Source organism: Paenibacillus dokdonensis (assembly GCF_004916975.1).
GTDB classification, from domain to species: Bacteria; Bacillota; Bacilli; order Paenibacillales; family Paenibacillaceae; genus Paenibacillus_AQ; species Paenibacillus_AQ dokdonensis.
In genome coordinates this window covers 3,808,976-3,826,011 of sequence record NZ_STGQ01000001.1, presented here as the reverse complement: position 1 = coordinate 3,826,011, position 17,036 = coordinate 3,808,976, and the positions used below count along the sequence as shown (strand labels likewise).

Genomic DNA, 17,036 nt, shown 5'->3' with positions numbered 1-17,036 from the left:
AAAGTACCATATTTCATTCAGAAAGGATGTTAGGTTTGGACGATCTCATCATTCGCATACATAGCGGTGTAATACAAGGAATTAGACAGCACGGAGTAAAAACATGGAAGGGAATCCCGTACGCTGAACCACCTGTCGGTGAACGGAGATTTCGGAGACCTGCTCCCGTCCAGTCATGGCAGGGAACAAGAAATGCGGATACCCCGGGTCCTCTTGCACCTCAGCCGGTGGACCCGGCAGGAGGAGCCTTCGGTCTGAAGCGCGGTGATATTCCCCAGTCGGAAGACTGCCTGTATGTCAATGTCTGGGCGCCGGATCATCCGTCGAAGGAGCCGCTGCCGGTCATGGTATGGATACACGGTGGAGCTTTCGTTACGGGTGGCGGCGGTCTGCCGATCTATGATGGTTCTGTACTCGCAAGGCGGGGCGGCTTGATTGTTGTCACCTTGAGCTACCGGCTTGGTCCGCTTGGATTTGCGCATTGGGCACCTTATGCCAATGGAGAAGAAGACGGGTATGTCAGCAATGCCGGACTGCTGGATCAGATCGCGGCGCTGGAGTGGGTTCAGGGCAATATAGCCGCTTTCGGCGGGGATCCGCAGCAGGTGACGGTATTCGGTGAATCGGCCGGCAGCATGAGTATTGCGGCACTATTGGCGATGCCCGCGGCTAAGGGGCTGTTCAGCCGGGCTATTATGCAGAGCGGTGCTTCACAGGCTATTCCGGATCAGCAGGGACGGCTTCTGGTGAAGGCATTGCTTGATATGCTTGACGTATCGGACGATGGATTGGAAAAGCTCACATCTGTGCCGACCGAAGAGATTTTGCGGGCAGGGGACAGGCTGAAACAGGCTGCAGGTGCCAGTGCAGTCATGCTATTTCAGCCTGTTATTGACGGTAAGGAATTACCCCTTTCTCCTCTGCAGGCAATCTCCCAAGGTTCAGCGGCTGGAGTAGAGATCATCATTGGTATTAACAAGGACGAAGGGGCTCTGTTTATTAAGGATGGCGCACCGCTCTTATCTATGGAGGAAAATGCCAAAGCATATACTGCAATGACGGGAACGCCAGAAGCAGCTTCTTGGATTGAAGATTATGCGGTTACGGTTGAAGGCCAGCGTCAGGCGATGACGGATCTGTACTTCTTAAGATCAGCACTGCTATTTGCCGATGCCCAGCGCAGTCACGCGTCAGTGTGGATGTATCGCTATGATTTTGCAATGATTCCCGGACATCCTTTGCTGGGCAAAGCATTCCATTCAGCGGAAATTCCATTTGTGCTTAACAACTTGGAGCTTCTTCAAGCAGCGGGGCTTCCTGTCGATGAGAGAATGCGGGCTATGGCTGAACAGATGCAGGATGCATGGGTGGCTTTTGCGAAGAGAGGTAATCCGTCAACGGAAACATTGGAATGGCCAGCTTATGACAGCGACAAGCGTTGGACCATGCTGTTTGCTGAAGAAAGCCGGGTTGATGCGGATCCGGAAGCCGGAAAACGGCGTAAGCTGACAGCAGGAAACTAAACCATATGAACAGGGTGGACAAGCGCGCACAGCAGCTAGTTTTTGAAAAAAGGAGAAAAAACGGGGAATCATAAATGAAGGGGCTAAGCACCTTCATCATAATTGGAATCTGACGATTTACAACCTTGTACCACATTTGATAAAGTAAATGGCAGATTCCCTGTCGGGACAGGGTTACTTACATGAGGATTTTGCAAAATCCTGACACAGAAAGAAGGCAGAACATGACTGAGACATTATTGTCCCCCTTGATAAAGACATTGGATCTTCAGCCCCATCCTGAAGGCGGCTGGTACAAGAGGCTTTGGGAGGCGTCGTTTGAAATACCCAAGGAAGTACTGGATCCCAAATATTCCGGCCCCCGTCCGGCAGCGACATCCATTTATTTTTTGCTGCATCCGCAGGAATTTTCCAAATGGCATCGGGTTTACTCCGATGAATTATGGATGTGGCATGCTGGAAGTCCGCTGATGCTTGCGCTTGGCGGCGACGGAGAGGACCCGGCTGAGCGGCAGGAAATCATTCTCGGCATGGATTTGGAAAACGGCCAGGTTCCTCAGGCCTTGGTTCCGGCCAATGTGTGGCAGGAAGCCCGTCCACTTGGAGATGAACCGGTTCTCGTGTCCTGCGTTGTATCTCCGGGTTTTCATTTTGATGACTTTACCATGATTGACTAAACTAGCCATTCTACTGTTTATTGACAAAAACCCTGCTGTGAGCATTTCGCAGCAGGGTTTTTGCGTAAAGATAAGCCTTATGGGGAATCCTTTCTGGCAGAAACGTTTGTATTGTCTCTGGAATGGGTAATACATAGATATGCCGTCTAACTTGCGGCAACAGATATGCAACTATCAAAGGAGGTTATTCAAGATGTCATCTCATTCACTTACAGCAGAACGAAGAAACGACAACAAACATTCGAGCTTGCGCAACCTCAGAGAAAGCGGTCGTATTCCCGCCGTTGTGTACGGATCACAAACCGAGAACATTCCGCTTAGCGTGGACGCTAAGGAACTCGTGAAGATTGCCAGAACGGGCCGTACGGAAATGTTCAAGCTTAAAGTAGAGGGCTCCTCTGATCTGAATGTTATTATCAAGGATTTCCAGAAAAAAGGCGGGGTATGGAGCCACGTCGACTTTTTGCAAATTTCCGCTAATAAGCCGCTTAAGGTTCGTGTTCCGATTGAATTCCACGGAACTGCGGAAGGAACCAAGTCGGGTGGCGTGATTCAGCATCTGGAAACAGAACTTGAGGTTGAAGCATTACCGGCGAACCTACCAGCTTCCATCGAAGTGGACGTTAGCCATCTGAACATGGGCGACAAACTTGTGGCATCAGAAATCAAGCTGCCTGAAGGTGTAACGTTGATCGCTTCTCCTGAAGAGCTGATTGCACATGTAACTGCTCCTCGTGCGGTTCTGGAAGCACAAGGCGATGAGGGAACCGAAGAAGAAGCAGCTCCGGAAGCTTCTGCAGAAGAATCGAAGGAATAACTTATAACGTTAATATACATGTCTAAAAGCCCGGCCATTTGGCCGGGCTTTTTATTAAATGCATTTATTCCGCGGAACTCATCCAGGCTTCGTACAGTTTCTGAATCTGTTCTTTTAGCTGTTCGCTCTCCTCATGAAGCTCCGCAAGTTGTTTTGCATCGCAGGCGATGGTCTCATCCATCATCTGCGTTTCCAGCTCCTGCAGCCTTTGCTCTGCTTCCAGGATATCCTTTTCCGAGTATATCGGTGCGGATTTTGGTGTGGACAAGCGTTGCTTCCCGGAAACGGGGGCGGAAGGGACAGTCTTCGCTTCTGGTATCACTTGTGCATTTTCATAACGTGTACGTGTTTGGTATTCATCAAATCCACCCGCGATCATCCGCAGCTTCCCCTGCTCCAGATTCCATATCGTATCGGCGAGCCGGTTTATGAAATAGCGGTCGTGAGATACCGAAAGGATGGTCCCAGGAAACTCCTCTAGTGCTTCCTCGAGCACCTCCCGGGAGTCAATATCCAGGTGGTTGGTCGGTTCATCGAGAATCAGCAAGTTTGGCTTCAGTTCCATCAATATGGCAAATCGCAGACGCGTCCATTCGCCTCCGGAGAGGCTGGAGACACCTTTGAACACATCGGCTCCATAAAACAGAAAACGTGCAAGCTTGCCACGGGCTTCTCCTTCTTCGATCCCTGCATGCTCACGATAAAATTGAAGCACAGATTGCCGCGTGTTCTCCGGATGCTCCTGCTGAGCTAGATAGCCTATAAGGACGCGGGAGCCCAGGGTAATGGCTCCTTCTGAAACTTCTTCTTTCCCAAGAATCATTTGAAGCAGTGTGCTTTTGCCGCAGCCGTTTGGCCCCAGGAGCATGACGGTTTCCCCGTAACGGAGCAGTCCGTTGACATCGTGGAACAGGTAACGGTCCCCGAAAGCTTTACCCACTTGATCAAAGAGAAGCACCTGCTTGCCGGATCGGTCATCCTGCTGCAGTTGCAGATCCATTTTCTTGCGTTCGAGCAGAGGCCGTTTCAGCTTGACCATGCGGTCCAGTGCTTTCTGCATGGATGCTGCCCGGCGGTGGAAGCCCGCATTCGGCGGATTGGCCTCGTTACCCCATTGAATCAGCTGTTTGATGCTCTCCTGCATTTGCTTAATCTTTTTCTGCTGTTCCTGGTAATGTGCAATCTGCAGCAGGAGACGTTCTTCCTTTTCCTTTTGATAACCGCTGTAGTTGGTATGATAGATGAGGGCTTCTCCATCCTCGATTTCAATTACTTTGGTTACGAGCCTGTCGAGAAAGAAACGGTCATGAGAGATAGCCAATACGGTACCGTTATATTCAGCGAGAAACTGCTCCAGCCATTCAATGGCGGCCATGTCCAGGTGATTGGTCGGTTCATCCAGCAATAGGACATCAGGCTTTTCAAGCAGCAGTGCCGCCAGTCCAATTTTTGTTTTCTCCCCGCCGGACAGGGAGGGGAAAGGTTGCGAAAACTGCTGGAAGGGAATGCCCAGTCCGCCTGCCACACGGGCGATGGCAGACTCGATCTCATATCCGTCTGCTCTTTCGAACAATTCCTGCAGCTTGCCGTATTCCTCTAGCAAGCTTGTGAGGATTGCGGGATCACCGGCCTCGGCAGGATTTGACATGAGCATTTCCAGCGAGCGCATCCGGCTCTGCCATTCGAGTACGGCTGCAAAAGGCCTGAGAAGCACTTCATACACCGTTTCTTGAGCGGATGCCTCCGGAATCTGCGCGAGGAGACCGACACGCGCTCCCTTTTGGATAGCAATGCTCCCTTGATCGGGGGCATCTTCTCCCTTTAATAAATGGAATAAGGTCGTCTTGCCGCAGCCGTTGCGTCCAATGAGAGCGGCCTTTTCCCCATTTGCAATTTCGAAGCTGATATCTGACAGCACCAACTGGGCGCCGTGGTATTTTTGCACATTTTTACATTGAATCATCATTGTTTTTCCTCCATAGATGCCGGAACTACAGAAAAAAAGCCGCAGGGAAATGTCCCTGCGGCTGAACGTTCAACGCTTATTTTCCGTTGAAGTTAAGGTAGGAGCGGCATTTCACATTTTTTTAGAACAACCGGATATTTAAAATTGGACAGACGGATCCCGTTGAGTGCTGCTCTGTAAAAAATGCCGGATAACGTCATCGGAAGCTGATCAATCCGGTTGTTCGAAAAATGTTGTGCCACTGCTACCTCACCTCCTGTTTAAAAAAGTTATGTTTATTCTATATGTTTTGCCCTCAGATAGCAAGGGGCAGTCATCAGGCATGGGTGAAGGAGCCACCGGTACTTATATAAAATTCAGCTGTATAATACAATAAAATAACAAGAAGTCAACGAGCAGGAGGTACTTATGAAGAAGGTTATGTTTACCGGCGGCGGCTCCGCAGGCCATGTTACCGTTAATATGGCGTTGATGCCGCTTTTTCTGGATGAGGGCTGGTCTGTGGAATATATAGGTTCTGCACAGGGAATTGAGAGACAGCTTGTCAGCTCCCTTCCCAATGTGGACTATTTTCCAATATCAACAGGCAAATTGCGCAGGTATTTGGACTTTCAAAACATGAAGGATCCGTTCAAGATCGCCAAAGGAGTATTTCAAGCCTATCGATTGATAAACAGACGGAAGCCGCAGGTGTTATTTTCAAAAGGGGGATTCGTATCTGTTCCGGTCGTCATAGGGGCATGGTTAAATAAAGTACCTGTTATCATTCATGAATCAGATATTACGCCCGGCCTTGCAAACCGTATATCCATTCCGCTCGCGGCTGCCGTATGCACGACTTTTCCAGAAACAGCAGAACAAATCAGCAAGGCAAAAACTCGCTATGTAGGTGCTGTTATTCGAAAGGAACTTCATCAGGGTCATGCGGATAAAGGAAGAAAGTATTGCGGATTTCATGCGAATAAGCCTGTTCTTCTGATTATGGGTGGAAGCCTCGGAGCCCGTAAAATCAATGAAGCCGTCAGAACTGCTCTCACAGATCTCTTGGAGCGGTTCCAGATTGTCCATCTATGCGGAAAAGGTCAGTTGGACACGAGTATAAGACTCAGTGGATACCAGCAGTATGAATACATAAACGAAGAACTGCCGGATGTTTTAGCTATGTCTGATATGGTGATTTCCCGGGCTGGTTCCAATTCCATATTTGAGTTTTTGTCGCTTCAAAAGCCAATGCTTCTCATTCCGCTGACCAAGCAGCAGAGCAGGGGCGATCAAATCCTGAATGCTCGTTCTTTCGAAAAATCCGGATACTGCAAGGTTTTGGAAGAGGAAGAGATGACCGTGATTTCTCTTGTTGCTGGCGTGATGGAAGTATATAACAAACGTGAAGGTTTCATTGGCAATATGAGAAAAAATAAACAATCTGAAGCCCTTTCCTCTGTATTCCAATTAATCAAGGAGACGGCAAGACATAGATAAATGAGGGAACGGGAGTTCTCTATTTTTCGCTTCCTTTGATCTGTTTATGGTATATTGAAAAGATAATCAAAATATTAAGGCAGGCTTTCTTTTGCTCAATTTATATAGGAATATGGATATTTCGGAAAGGACAGATACATGCTGGCATTTACCGCTCAACGAATCAAGACTCTTTGCGGAGTCACAGGCTTCAAACGCGGAGAGACGATGGTAGAGCAGGGACAGGTTATGGTATTGGAACGCGACGAAGAGGAGCGCTGCCAGAAGGCTGTTGTGCAGGACCAGGAGGTCTTTCATGTTCATATCGATATTGACGGGGCAGATTTTAGTGCGGAATGCGAATGTGCCGCATATGGGGGTTACTATCCGTACTGCAAACATATTGCAGCCGTGATGATCAACATGCTTGAGGAAGAGAAAAACGGAGTGGAGGAGGGCCATCGCAGAGGCGAGGTATTGCCCCTTCCCACACCCGGTATTACTTCCCGTGATATCCGTCTGGCTGGTGGCTTAATTGAATTGTTTGACAAAGCTGCAGATCACAATCGCATCAAAGCGGGGCAGCGGCTAGCAAATGCCCTGAAGGAAACACTCAGCGTCGAATTTGTTTGCAAAATTACGGATGAATACCTGCCCGATCCCAAGTTCAGGATTGAAATGAAGGTAGGACTGAAACGGCTGTATGTCGTGCAGAACATTCGGCAGCTGCTGCTTCATATCGAGGAAGGAAAGCAGCTTCCGTTCACCAAGCTGTTCACTTACGATCCAAGCCTGCATACATTCCGGGATGAGGACTGGTCAGTCATAGAACAACTGATGTGTATCGCAGACAGCGAATTTGCTTATGACGAGACGGGGAGGTTCTACGGCGGTTTCTCATCTTCCGGGAATCAGCGTCTCTTGACCGTACCCCCTCTTGCCTGGGGGGCGTTGCTGCCGCGTTTGATTGCCGCAGAAGCTCTTCTGGAGCGGGACATCGGCGAACCGGTCCTGATGGTAGCGGCAGAGGACAAGCTGCCAATCTCTTTTGAAATCAGCAGTGGAAACGGCGATGCTTACGGTCTTGAAATTCGGGGACTAAAAAAGGTCATGGTGATGAACGCCTACAGTTGTGCCGTTCTGGAAGGGAAGATATTTCTTCTTGCGGAACGGGAGCTTTATCTTCTGTCGGAGATGAAGTCTATGCTGTACCGCCAGGATCATACCAAGATTCAGGTTTCCCCTCATCAAATGGATGCCCTGATGGAAAGGGTTGTTCCCGGCCTCCGTAAAATCGGAAGAGTATCGGTGGATTCGGCTATTCGTGACCGAATTGTGCAGCCTGCACTGTCTGCCAAGCTTTATCTGGACCGGGATGAAACATCCCTTTTCGCCAGAGTGGAATTTGTGTACGGTGGGATTGTCATTGATGCGCTCGCCGATGATTGGGAAGCTCGCAAAGATATAGACCTGATTTTGGTAAGAGATACGGAAAAGGAGAAAAGGCTGCTGGACATGCTGAATGCGAGCGAGTTTATCCGTTTCGACAAGGAGTGGTCGCTCGATCTTTCCGAGGAGGAAAGCATGTACGATGTGTTATTCCATATGCTGCCGAAGCTTGATGCCTGGGTTGAGGTTTACGCAACGGACAGAGTAAAACAGATAATGCATACGGGCCGAAAGGCTCCCAAAATCAAGGCGGATACGGACCAGACGACGAACTGGCTGGAGATCAGCTTTGAGCTGGACGGAATCAGCGAAAAGGATATCCGCAAGATTCTGCTGAGCATTGTGGAGAAGAAGAAATTTTACCGACTTCCTGAGGGATCATACCTGTCGCTTGAAGGCGATGCCTTCCAGTTGTTCGGTGAGCTGTACGATGAGATGGGAATGAAAAAAGGGGATATCACCGGCAGCCGAATGCAGCTTCCTGTATTCAGGGGACTCCAGCTTAGGGACCGAGATAGCGGCAGTCTCCAGCTCGGAAAATCACTGCGCGGTTTGCTGGATCATATGCTGCGTCCTGAGCATGGGGAATTTCCTATTCCGGCAGAGCTTACTAATGTGCTTCGTGATTATCAAAAGGAAGGCTACCAGTGGCTAAAAACGCTTGGATCATACCGCTTTGGCGGAATTCTGGCGGATGATATGGGGCTGGGAAAAACGCTTCAGAGTATTGCTTTTATTCTATCAGAAATTCGTGAGCAGCCGACGCGTCAACCTGTGCTGATTGTTGCCCCTGCGTCGCTCGTCTACAATTGGGAAAATGAGTTTCACCGGTTTGCTCCAACCCTTAACATTCAAGTGGCTCTGGGAGCGAAGAAAGAACGGAATGACATGCTTTTGCGTATGGCGGATGCGGAGGCAGGTCCTGAAGCGGATGATGAAGACAGAGACAACATGCCTGACTATGATGCGGATGTCATCATTACATCCTATCCATCACTGCGCAAGGATATCCGAATCTACCGGGAAATGACATTCAGTACACTGATTCTGGACGAAGCTCAAGCCATCAAAAATTCATCTACCCAAACGGCTCAGGCTGTGCGGGAAGTAACGGCAGGGCGCAGATTTGCGCTGACCGGAACGCCAATTGAAAATTCCGTTGATGAGCTGTGGTCCATATTCGATGCTGTATTTCCGGGGCTCTTTACCGGACTTAAAAACTTTCGTGGTCTCTCGCGTGACCGGATAGCACGGATTGTGCAGCCCTTCATTCTGCGGCGGCTGCGTGCTGATGTGCTGGAAGAGCTGCCTGAGCGGATCGAGACGGTGCAGCAGTCCGAGCTCAGCAAGGAACAGAAGAAGCTCTATGCTGCATATCTGGAGGAATTTAAGGAAGAAACGATGCGTGATCTAGAATTCGAGGGCTTCCAGCGGAGCCGGATGAAAATATTGGCCGGTATTACGAGACTTCGCCAACTGTGCTGCCATCCTGCCTTGTTTGTTGACGGCTATGAAGGTGAGTCCGGGAAGCTGCAGCAGCTGCTGGAGGTTGCCCAGGATTGCCTGGACAGCGGCAGACGAATAATGATTTTCTCCCAATTCACCAGCATGCTGCGCATGATCCGGAGTGAGCTCAGCAAGCTGGGCATTCCGGTTTTTTATCTCGATGGACAGACACCGGCCAAAGAACGTGTGGATACCTGTGCACGCTTCAACAGCGGGGAGAATGATGTGTTCCTTATTTCACTCAAAGCCGGAGGTACGGGACTGAACCTTACTGGGGCGGATACTGTTATTTTATATGATCTATGGTGGAATCCAGCTGTTGAAGAGCAGGCTGCAGGGCGGGCTCACCGGATGGGACAGAAGAATGTCGTTCAGGTCATCCGGTTGGTGACGAAAGGTACGGTGGAGGAAAAAATGCTGGAGCTCCAGAAACGGAAAAAAGATTTGATTCGCGAAGTGATGGAGCCTGGCGAAGAGGTGCAGACTGCACTCTCGGAACAGGAAATCCGCGAGCTGCTTGCTCTGTAAGAACTGCTCTGCATAAATAAGGAGGAAAAATCCTGTTTCGACATTGGGTTTTTCCTCTTTTTTGTTCATATGTAATCGAATTATTTTTCCTTATAAGGATTTGTGAAGGATTTCCGGAGGGAATGGCGAAATTTACCTACATAGCACTAGTATATTTGACCTATTATCTGTGATCAATTCATGGATTTGTTGTGAGGAGAAGAATGATATGGGATATAGATACGATGAAGCGGCAGTGTCAGGTGTATCGTTCATGCAGCCATTTCTCGACCGTAGAGTCCAAAGCAGCGCTTGTTTGAAACGTCAGGAGTTGATATTCAAAAGAAATGTCAGACAAAAAGAACAGGCTGATTGGAGCGAAGCCGAGAAATCGGCGTTTGAAGTTGAATGGTACGAAAATCAGTTGGAATGGATTACATCCATCCATCAAATATGCGGGGAACCGATTTCTTGGGATCAGATTGCGGCCGCGGCTGCGCCGTTCCGAAGAGGAGAGGCGGGACCGCGCGAAAAGCTGGCCGAGGAGAACTACAGGGATTTCAAACCGACACGGATGCAAAAGCTTCTGAAACAGGATGCCGGAATGATGCAGGAGCTAAGTGATCAGATAACGCAGGCCAGAGAGCAGGATCAGCAAGATTATCTGCAGTGGAAAAATCTGACGGATTTTGCCCACAGCATTCTCGAGGGAAACCGAACGGCATACCTGCGTGTGCTTGAAGAAATGGCTCCGCTGGAAGATCTGCTGACCTTGGGAAGCGGTCTGGAGTTTAACGTTCTGAATGCGGCCGCAGTAGAGGTTGAGATGGATGTGAACTCAGGGCAGATGATTCCAGTAGAGTCGAAGCAGCTGACTGAGGAAGGGATCCTGACGGCGAGTCCGCTTAACATAGAGGAACAGCATGAAATGGAGCGTAAATATGTATGCGGTTCCGTATTGCGGATTGCCAGGGAGCTGTTCGCCGTGCTGCCGCTGGATACGGTACTCGTTCATGCCAGGGATACGAAGGTTGTACGGGATACGGGGCAGGAGGAATATGTGACTGTGCTCTCAGTTGAATTTGAACGGGGCATGTTGTCCAATGTGGATATGGAGCAGGAGGCATGTCCACAGCTGCTGGAGCAATTTCGACATCATATCAAATACGATTCTTCCACAGGCTTTGGTCCGGTAGAGCAGCTGACATGGCCCTGAAAAAAATAAATAATCACGCCGCTGTTTTGTGGTATTTAGCCTGATAGGTATATCAGAGAGGCAAATACACACATGGCAGCGGCTTTTTTACGGTAAAGCAGACCATGATGAGAATGATTTGAAAAGTCTGCAGGTCATGATCGGACCGATTCACCGTACTCTGATTATTCACGGCTTCTGTTATAAACAGCTCACGGATGTGAAACAGGAAATTTTGGAATGCTCACCTATGACCGTGTGCCTAAAGTTCGGTTTGGGCAGATCCCAATATTACTATGAATCGATAATGCGGTTAACCCGCCAAACTGCGTCCCTGTACCGCTGCAAAAGGAATGAATGCAGTGTGCGGGGCTTTTCTTTTTTGGTGTTTGGAAGAGGATGGTTGATTATCGCATATTGGTACCTTATCCTCTTGATTCACCATAGGTATCATTTGTTAATATATAAAGAAACATTAAATAAAACCAGAGAGAAAAACACCGAGAGTACTGGAATAGGAGTGAGTGGATGAAGAAATGGATGCTGGCGATGGTATGTCTTGTTTTCATATTGGTCATGACAGGCTGTGGCGACAAAAAAAGCTTCTCCATGGATCAGGTTGATACGAGAGCTTATGTCATGCCCGATGGGGATTTATATGTGGAGGAATTATTCACATACAATTTCAAAGGCAATTTTCAAGGCACCAGCAGGTATATCGATCAGGGCGAACAGAATGGGATCGAGTTTTTTGAAGCCTATGTTCCGCCGCCAGGCAAGAAGCTGGGTGAATTCAACGATGAAAATCTGGAGCCCCTGAATGTGAAATGGGATGGAGATAACGATACTTATTATATTTACAATGCTGCTAATGATGAGATGAAGCAGGTCTATTACCGGTATCGCATCGACCAGGCTGCTGTTAGATATAGTGATGCAGGTAAGCTGGATTATAGCTTTTTTAAGAAAAGCAATCAGGACATTCATCATGTCAAAGTAGATGTATATCTGCCGTCTGATTACAAAAAATCCGATGTGCATGCCTATCTGCATGATCGAACGGGAGGAAGTATTACGACCGCAGAAGAACCCGCGGTTCATTACGAAAACGAAAATCTTTCGAAGTATGGGGATGCCCAGATGCTGGTCCTCTTCCCGCAAGATCAGTTAACTCAAATGAAAAGTAACCAGAAGGATATATCTCTAAAACAGCTGCTCGCGAATGAACAGAAGCGGGAAGACCGGATGCAGCTCCGGGAGGGGAGAATGCAGGAAGCGGTTAAGGTCATTCAGGTGCTGACAATTATTTCCCTTCTGGGTTCAATTCTGTACCTGTTGTCATGGAAAAGAATATCAGCCTGGTCAAGCCGCCGTCAGGTTACCAAGGATGAGCTGGAGAAGCTGGATCCCCTGTTGAAAACGTATATTCTTCGCAAGAGCAAGCTGAAGCAGAAAGACTTTATCGCAGGCCTTCTGTCCCTGCGCAGGCGTGGACTCGTTACGGTCCGGGAAGTGCCGTCATCAAAACGTTTTTTGGAGGAGCCGACAGCGCCGGACACAACTCTGATGTTCACTTTTCAAGGTAATGTGGAGCAGCTGAATGAGGCCGACCGTCTGTTGGTCGAATGGCTGTTTAACGAGGAAAATGTATTCCGGCTGGACTCCGTCGCAGGGCCCACATTTAAAGAAAAGCAGGATTCGAAGCTGATTGCGCAATACCGCAAAAAGTCGGAGGAGCATGCCAAGCAGTTTAGAACTTGGAGCAAAACATTAGCAGACACAGAGCCATATGCGGAAGAGGTGCGAACGAACAAGCTGCTCAGACTGCTGATTCCACTGATGGTTATCATTCTTTATCTTATGCTGATTTATCTTTACTACGTGGATGTCGCTTCCCGCTTAAGCATACTCCTGACTGCTATTTTTCTGGGCGCCGGAGGGATTTGGACCTGCCTCAAATATAAATCCAAGCTATGGATTCTGCTTTACCATGCTGCCTGCTTAGCGGTCGGAACCCAGATCGTCCATGAGGAAGCTTGCAGCTCCTACATGCTTCTAGTTATATGTTCCGCATTCTTCGCCGCGCTTCTTCCGAGATACCTCATGTCCAGGAAGACACAGCAGTATCGGTATGCTCTCAAGACTTGGAGAAGAGAGCTTGGACGAGGCAGAGATACAGCAGAATGGGATCCGGCCCATACAGAACGGGATGCAGAACACGCTGTTCTGCTTGGTGTCATTCCTCGATATGTAAAGCGGATGAAGGAAGAGGGCAATACCGCAGCTTACGCCGCTGCCATTCCTCTTTTATTCAGCGCCGATATTCTGTCGTCCATGATGTACACGCAAAGTCATCTCGGCTTCATTGCTTCGAGTTCATCGAACTCCAACAGCAGCAGCTTCAGCGGTGGAGGAGGGGGCGGTGGAGGTACAGGGGCTTTTTAGTCCCTGTATTATTATACGGAAAATTTGTGCTTTTTCTCACATCGGATGACATGTATCCACAAATCTGTTTATAATAGAAAACAGAAAGAATGAGAAAAGACACTATATTGAGTGCTTTGGGAGGATTATATGAAACAGATTACGGTAGGTATTGTTGGATACGGAAACTTGGGCAAAGGTGTGGAAAAGGCGATCCGTCAAAATCAGGATATGCAGCTTGAAGCCATCTTCACCCGCCGCGAGCCAAAGGGCGTAGAGGCTGGCGTGCCTGTTGTACATATTTCGGAAGCGGAAAAATACATCGGTAAAATCGATGTGATGATTCTATGCGGTGGTTCCGCTACAGATTTGCCAGAACAAGGTCCGGAGTTTGCCAAAATGTTCAACACGGTCGACAGCTTTGATACGCATGCGCGTATTCCTGAGTATTTTGCTACTGTGGACGCGGAGGCTTCTGCAGCTGGGCATGTTAGTGTCATCTCTACGGGCTGGGATCCAGGTCTCTTCTCACTGAACCGGATGCTGGCAGAGGCTATCCTGCCTGAAGGCAAGGAATATACCTTCTGGGGCCGCGGCGTCAGCCAAGGGCATTCCGATGCGATCCGCCGCGTTGAAGGCGTAAAAAATGGCGTCCAGTATACCATTCCTGTTGAAGATGCGGTTGCCAAAGTACGCGCCGGCGAAAATCCGGAGCTGACCACCCGTCAAAAGCATTTGCGTGAGTGCTTCGTGGTGACAGAAGAAGGAGCGGATCAAGCCCGCATCGAAAAAGAAATTAAAGAAATGCCAAATTACTTCTCTGACTATGACACAACCGTGAATTTTATCAGTGAAGATGAGCTGAAGGCTAACCACTCCGCTATGCCTCACGGCGGTACCGTGCTGCGCAGCGGACGCACTGGTGAGAACAGCACCCAAATCATCGAATTCGGCCTGAAGCTGGACAGCAACCCTGAATTTACTGCCAGCGTACTGGTAGCTTATGCTCGTGCGGCTGCGAAGCTGTCTGCACAGGGAGATAAAGGCGCCAAGACCGTATTTGACATTCCGTTTGGACTGCTGTCGCCTAAATCTGCAGAGCAGCTCCGCAAGAAATTGCTGTAATTTTAACTGGACAAGTCGTATCAAGGGCATCATTCCATCCATAATAAGGTTGGATGATGTCCTTTTCTGATCATGTATACAGTGTGATAAGTAAGAGACATAAGGAGCTGAAGTCCTCATGTTAGACCCGCGTTCATTATATTTGCGGAGTATGATGCTGAAAAGGGAGGAGGTACCTTCCTTCCGGACCTATCCCTTTAGTCTGCCGGCAGTTCACGATTTCTACAGTCTCTCGTTTCAAAAGCCGGTGACATTCATTATCGGGGAGAACGGATCGGGAAAGTCTACGCTTCTTGAGGCGATGGCTGTTGCCTGGGGCTTTAATCCTGAAGGTGGAACGCTGAACTTCTCTTTCGAAACCAAGTCATCACATTCGGAGCTGTACCGCTATATGCGGCTCGCCAAGGGAGTAGTTCGTCCACGGGACGGTTTCTTTTTTCGTGCGGAGAGCTATTATAACGTGGCAACCAACATTGATCAGCTCGATGCCGAGTGGGGATCCGGACCTCTCATCAGGGATTCATATGGCGGCAAATCTCTTCATGAACAGTCTCATGGCGAATCTTTTTTCGCGACCTTTATGAATCGTTTCGGAGGTCGGGGACTTTATCTCATGGACGAACCGGAGGCAGCCTTGTCGCCCCTGAAGCAGCTGTCTATGCTGACGCGCATGCATCAGCTGGTCACCAAACAGTCGCAATTCGTGATCGCTACGCATTCACCGATCTTGATGACTTACCCGCATGCCGAGATCTGGCTGCTGGACGAAGAGGGTATGCGCCAGGTTGCTCTGGAGGAAACAGAGCATTACATTATTACCCGGAAAATGATGAATGACCGTGAGCAAATGCTGGAGATTTTGCTGGAGGAAGAGACATAGAGTTGTATGCGAAAAGGCTGTCCCGTAACTAACGGGACAGCCTTTATTTTTGTAGTGTACATATTGCTAAGAAGTTAACATTAGAATGAAATGGCTCTTTAAATAGGACTTAGCGCTTGATGAGACGCTCCGAGTACGAAACGTTCCTACAATCGCTGTTGTCATCAAATTTCCTGAATTAATTTATCTGAAGTAGAAATTTGATGACAAAGGCGACCGCTACGCTTTTTCGGAATCGTTTCGTTCTCTCCGCTACTATGCGGTACTACCGAATGCTATAAAGAATGGGTATTCTCGAAGTAGCGAAGAGGACAGACGAATGCGGACAAGCGGCAGCGGTCGCCTTTGTCTCCGGATTGACAACAGCGATGGGAGCATCGTCTGACCTCGCAGCGCTCCAAACGCTCCACATGCTCCAAACAAAAAACAGGTGGCCATCCCGAAGGAATCAAAACATTCCCACAGTACAGCCACCTGATTATTTAGCGAACTTGTAATTTACGCCTGCACAGCCAAAACAGCTTCTCTGCACTCATCCGAGCAGAAGGATTGATGCTCTTCTTCACAATCGGTGCAGCAAACATGCTGTTTGTTACATACCGGATTCGCACAATTGATGTAACGGTCTTCTGTTGTGCCGCAGTGAAGGCATTTGGCGATAATCGTATCCTCTTCCGTGCGGTTGATCGGCACCGAAATGCGCTCATCGAACACGTAGCATTTGCCGTCCCATAAATGGCCTTGAACCTCAGGGTCCTTACCATAGGTGACAATGCCGCCTTCCAACTGGGATACATCCTGGAAGCCTTCTTTAATCAAGAAGCCGGTCAGCTTTTCACAGCGGATGCCGCCTGTGCAGTAAGTGAGTACCGTTTTGTCCTTGTATTCACTCATGTTGTTGCGAATCCATTCAGGGAACTCGCGGAACGAACCAACATCAGGACGGATGGCGCCTCTGAAATGGCCGATTTCATACTCATAATCATTACGGCCATCAATGACAACAACGTCTTCCTTCTGCAGCATTTCATGCCATTCTGCCGGAGACAGTCTCTTGCCACCGATGACATTGGGGTCAAGCTCTTCTTCATAACGGAAAGTGACCAGTTCCTTCTTGTAGCGCACAAAAATTTTCTTGAACGCATGTCCTTCGGACTCATCGATTTTGAAGACGGTGTCGGCGAACAATGGATTGGCCTTCATATCATTCATATATTTTTCGGTTTGTTCCACAGTGCCGGACAAAGTTCCGTTAATGCCTTCCGAAGCTATCAAAATGCGTCCTTTGACGCCAAGATCCTTACAATATTGAAGGTGCTCAGCTGTAAACTGTTCTGGATCAGGAATGCTTACAAATTTATAATATAGCAAAATACGGTAATCATTGGATGCTGTCATTATTTTTTCACCTGTCTTGTAAATTTATCATATTTCATTGTAGATGAATCTGCCGCACATAGTCAACTTAAAAAGTATGGAACATTTCCATTATCGGCAACGAAACAAAGG

General features: G+C 48.6%; 12 protein-coding genes. 9 read left to right on the top strand and 3 right to left on the bottom strand.

All coding sequences use genetic code 11. From position 1 onward, the window contains the following. Positions 1–35: 35 nt before the first annotated feature. The 3 genes from E6W40_RS17675 (at position 36) to E6W40_RS17665 (ending at position 3,017) form a co-directional block, all read left to right on the top strand. Positions 36–1,523 carry a carboxylesterase/lipase family protein gene (locus E6W40_RS17675; RefSeq protein ID WP_136606662.1) on the top strand — a complete coding sequence of 496 codons (1,488 nt, stop codon included), beginning with the start codon at positions 36–38 and terminating at the stop codon, positions 1,521–1,523. A gap of 224 nt (positions 1,524–1,747) precedes the next feature. Further along, positions 1,748–2,200, top strand: a complete 453-nt coding sequence (locus E6W40_RS17670; protein WP_136606661.1) for a cupin domain-containing protein — start codon at positions 1,748–1,750, stop codon at positions 2,198–2,200. Between the two features lie 193 nt (positions 2,201–2,393). Next, entirely contained in the window at positions 2,394–3,017 is a 624-nt protein-coding gene (locus E6W40_RS17665) for a 50S ribosomal protein L25 (protein ID WP_136606660.1), read from the top strand. Between the two features lie 64 nt (positions 3,018–3,081). Here E6W40_RS17665 and abc-f read toward each other — a convergent pair whose 3' ends face one another. Continuing rightward, complete coding sequence (abc-f, locus tag E6W40_RS17660) at positions 3,082–4,983, bottom strand: ribosomal protection-like ABC-F family protein (protein WP_136606659.1); 1,902 nt, start codon at positions 4,981–4,983, stop codon at positions 3,082–3,084. 92 nt (positions 4,984–5,075) lie between these two features. Continuing rightward, positions 5,076–5,225 (bottom strand): hypothetical protein, encoded by a 150-nt coding sequence (locus tag E6W40_RS29545; protein WP_168928783.1) that lies wholly within the window; start codon positions 5,223–5,225, stop codon positions 5,076–5,078. 166 nt (positions 5,226–5,391) lie between these two features. Between E6W40_RS29545 and E6W40_RS17655 the strand changes: the two genes are divergently transcribed. The 6 genes from E6W40_RS17655 (at position 5,392) to E6W40_RS17630 (ending at position 15,527) form a co-directional block, all read left to right on the top strand. Continuing rightward, positions 5,392–6,462 carry an undecaprenyldiphospho-muramoylpentapeptide beta-N-acetylglucosaminyltransferase gene (locus E6W40_RS17655; protein ID WP_136606658.1) on the top strand — a complete coding sequence of 357 codons (1,071 nt, stop codon included), beginning with the start codon at positions 5,392–5,394 and terminating at the stop codon, positions 6,460–6,462. A gap of 138 nt (positions 6,463–6,600) precedes the next feature. Beyond that, complete coding sequence (locus E6W40_RS17650) at positions 6,601–9,924, top strand: DEAD/DEAH box helicase (protein WP_136606657.1); 3,324 nt, start codon at positions 6,601–6,603, stop codon at positions 9,922–9,924. 208 nt (positions 9,925–10,132) lie between these two features. Further along, complete coding sequence (locus E6W40_RS17645) at positions 10,133–11,119, top strand: hypothetical protein (protein WP_136606656.1); 987 nt, start codon at positions 10,133–10,135, stop codon at positions 11,117–11,119. Between the two features lie 507 nt (positions 11,120–11,626). After that, positions 11,627–13,543 (top strand): DUF2207 domain-containing protein, encoded by a 1,917-nt coding sequence (locus E6W40_RS17640; protein WP_136606655.1) that lies wholly within the window; start codon positions 11,627–11,629, stop codon positions 13,541–13,543. A 129-nt stretch (positions 13,544–13,672) separates the two neighbouring features. Beyond that, positions 13,673–14,647, top strand: coding sequence for a diaminopimelate dehydrogenase (locus E6W40_RS17635; RefSeq protein ID WP_136606654.1), 975 nt, complete (start codon positions 13,673–13,675; stop codon positions 14,645–14,647). A gap of 118 nt (positions 14,648–14,765) precedes the next feature. Next, complete coding sequence (locus tag E6W40_RS17630; RefSeq protein ID WP_136606653.1) at positions 14,766–15,527, top strand: AAA family ATPase; 762 nt, start codon at positions 14,766–14,768, stop codon at positions 15,525–15,527. Between the two features lie 498 nt (positions 15,528–16,025). Here the strand turns inward: E6W40_RS17630 and trhO are convergent, their stop codons facing one another. Then, positions 16,026–16,925, bottom strand: coding sequence for an oxygen-dependent tRNA uridine(34) hydroxylase TrhO (gene trhO / locus E6W40_RS17625; RefSeq protein ID WP_136606652.1), 900 nt, complete (start codon positions 16,923–16,925; stop codon positions 16,026–16,028). Positions 16,926–17,036: the final 111 nt, after the last annotated feature.

Excerpts from the sequence above, each read along its gene's own strand:
- E6W40_RS17630 (WP_136606653.1), top strand. The coding sequence starts at position 14,766 with ATGTTAGACCCGCGTTCATTATATTTGCGGAGTATGATGCTGAAAAGG.
- E6W40_RS17670 (WP_136606661.1), top strand. The coding sequence starts at position 1,748 with ATGACTGAGACATTATTGTCCCCCTTGATAAAGACATTGGATCTTCAG.
- abc-f (WP_136606659.1), bottom strand. The coding sequence starts at position 4,983 with ATGATGATTCAATGTAAAAATGTGCAAAAATACCACGGCGCCCAGTTG.
- E6W40_RS17645 (WP_136606656.1), top strand. The coding sequence starts at position 10,133 with ATGGGATATAGATACGATGAAGCGGCAGTGTCAGGTGTATCGTTCATG.
- E6W40_RS17665 (WP_136606660.1), top strand. The coding sequence starts at position 2,394 with ATGTCATCTCATTCACTTACAGCAGAACGAAGAAACGACAACAAACAT.
- E6W40_RS17655 (WP_136606658.1), top strand. The coding sequence starts at position 5,392 with ATGAAGAAGGTTATGTTTACCGGCGGCGGCTCCGCAGGCCATGTTACC.
- E6W40_RS17635 (WP_136606654.1), top strand. The coding sequence starts at position 13,673 with ATGAAACAGATTACGGTAGGTATTGTTGGATACGGAAACTTGGGCAAA.
- E6W40_RS17650 (WP_136606657.1), top strand. The coding sequence starts at position 6,601 with ATGCTGGCATTTACCGCTCAACGAATCAAGACTCTTTGCGGAGTCACA.
- trhO (WP_136606652.1), bottom strand. The coding sequence starts at position 16,925 with ATGACAGCATCCAATGATTACCGTATTTTGCTATATTATAAATTTGTA.
- E6W40_RS17640 (WP_136606655.1), top strand. The coding sequence starts at position 11,627 with ATGAAGAAATGGATGCTGGCGATGGTATGTCTTGTTTTCATATTGGTC.